The organism is Frankia sp. CcWB3, from assembly GCF_977927595.1.
The window spans coordinates 3,466-5,391 of the sequence record NZ_CDWRCK010000279.1; the positions used below are offsets into that span (position 1 = coordinate 3,466).

Consider the following 1,926-nt stretch of genomic DNA (forward strand, 5'->3'; position numbering starts at 1 on the left):
CGTCCCCTTAAAGGATGGAGTCAGGCATGGTCCCGCGGATCGAGATCGACGACGAGGTCTTCAAGTGCCTGCAGGATCAGGCTGCGCCCTTCGTCGACACCCCGAATTATGTCCTCCGTCGCGTCTTGGGGCTCTCCGCTCCAGCGGTGGCCGAAGAGCCGGGCGCGGCCCGTCCGCCTGGCAATCTCGCGAAGCTTGTGAACGCCGGACTCGTGAAGCCCGGGGACGGACTGACGCATGTCCGCAAGCGAAGCGGCGCGATCTATGAAGCGATCCCAATCTCGTAGACAGTCGACGTAAAGTCCACTGACTACCAGGAAGATCCAGGGATGGGATCGACGCGGAGGAAGTTCACCCAGGAGTACAAGGACGAGGCGGTCGCTCTCGTCCTTGGTTCGGACCGTACGATCGCCGAGGTGGCGAAGAGCCTTGGGATCAACGAGACGAGCTTGGGGTACTGGGTGAAGAAAGAAAAGGATTCCGACGAGGGCAGGGAGCGGCCGCTATCGGTGTCCGAGCACGCCGAGCTCGAGGAGCTCCGGAAGAAGAACGCACAGCTGCAGATGGACAGCTCTTTCTTAAAAAAAGTCGCGAGCTTCTTCGCGAGCGACCAGAAGTGAGGTTCGAGTTCATCTCGGCCCACGCCCCGAAGAAGCCTGCTCCCGCCGACGGTGTGAACACGTTCCCCGTCGACTACCTGTGCCGGAAACTCGGCGTCTCCCGCGCCGGCTACTACGCCTGGAAGAACCGCGGACCGTCGAAACGCGAGCGGGACGACATCACCTTGTCCACGAAGATCCGGGCGATTTTCGACGCGCACCACGGCCGGTACGGCGTGCGGCGGATCTTCGCCGACCTCCGCCGCCAGGGCGTCCGGGTCGCCTACAAGCGGGTCCAGCGGCTCATGGCCCAGCTGGGCCTGGTCAGCGTGCACCCGCGGGCCCCGCAGGCACATCACGACCGTCCAGGCCGTCGAGCCCTCGTCGCTGCCCGACCGCGGCAGCGAGTACACCAGCCACGACTTCGTCGAGTTCTGCAAGAAAAACAAGATCAGGAACTCGGTCGGGCGGACCAGTATATGTTTTGACAACGCCGCCGTGGAATCGTTCTGGGTGACCCTGAAGAAGGAGTTCGTCCACCTCCACGCCTTCGCCGTCCTGAAACAGCTCCGCGCCGGCATCTTCGACTACGTCGAGACGTACTACAACCGCAGAAGGATACATTCCACGATCAATTACATGACGCCCGTCGAGTACGAGGCCAAGTTTGACAGGGAGCACCCACAAGCCGCATAATGGAACTGTCTACTAAATCGGGAACGCTCCACTCATGGTCTGGACCCCAGCGCAGACCGGGCGGTTCCTCGACCACGCCCATAGCGACCCGCTCTACCCTGTCTTCCACCTCATCGCCTACCGGGGGCTCCGACGCGGTGAATCCGTCGCCGTCCACATCGACGATATCGACGTCACCAACGCAACCCTCACCATCCGCTGGCAGTTCGTCCAGATCGGCTACGCCACCCAACTCGCCAAGCCGAAATCCGACGCCGGGGACCGTGTCATCTCCCTCGACCCCGACACCCTCGCCGTCCTGAAAACCTGCCGCACACGCCAACCGGCTCGCCGCCGGAACCATCTGGCCGAACAACGGCCTCGCGTTCACCCACCCCGACGGCACTCCCATCCACCCCGAACACCTCACCAACCGCTTCCACACCCTCATCCAGGAAGCCGACCTACCCCCCATCACCATCCACGGCCTCCGCCACGGCGCCGCCACCCTCGCCCTCGCCGCCGGCGCCGACCTCAAAGCAGTCCAAGAACTCCTCGGCCACTCCACGATCATGATCACCGCCGACACCTACACCCACATCCTCCCCGACCTCGCCGCCGAGATCGCCCGCAACACCGCACGCCTCATCCC

The 1,926-nt window shown here is 63.6% G+C and carries 5 protein-coding genes; all 5 read left to right on the top strand.

What is annotated here, in order from left to right:
* Positions 1-26 precede the first annotated feature (26 nt).
* Positions 27-287 (top strand): hypothetical protein, encoded by a 261-nt coding sequence (locus tag ACY5KJ_RS17405; RefSeq protein WP_462188548.1) that lies wholly within the window; start codon positions 27-29, stop codon positions 285-287.
* Between the two features lie 42 nt (positions 288-329).
* On the top strand, positions 330-620 hold the full coding sequence (locus tag ACY5KJ_RS17410) for a transposase (RefSeq protein WP_462188547.1): 291 nt from the start codon (positions 330-332) through the stop codon (positions 618-620).
* Complete coding sequence (locus tag ACY5KJ_RS17415) at positions 617-1,087, top strand: IS3 family transposase (RefSeq protein WP_462188546.1); 471 nt, start codon at positions 617-619, stop codon at positions 1,085-1,087. Before ACY5KJ_RS17410 ends, ACY5KJ_RS17415 begins: the two co-directional genes overlap by 4 nt.
* A gap of 10 nt (positions 1,088-1,097) precedes the next feature.
* Complete coding sequence (locus ACY5KJ_RS17420; protein WP_462188545.1) at positions 1,098-1,295, top strand: IS3 family transposase; 198 nt, start codon at positions 1,098-1,100, stop codon at positions 1,293-1,295.
* Positions 1,296-1,684: 389 nt separating this feature from the next.
* The coding region (locus tag ACY5KJ_RS17425) for a tyrosine-type recombinase/integrase (RefSeq protein WP_462203865.1) at positions 1,685-1,926 on the top strand (242 nt) is incomplete at its 3' end.

Bases quoted from the DNA above. Each gene is read 5' to 3' on its own strand.
- ACY5KJ_RS17405 (WP_462188548.1), top strand. From the start codon at position 27: ATGGTCCCGCGGATCGAGATCGACGACGAGGTCTTCAAGTGCCTGCAG.
- ACY5KJ_RS17410 (WP_462188547.1), top strand. From the start codon at position 330: ATGGGATCGACGCGGAGGAAGTTCACCCAGGAGTACAAGGACGAGGCG.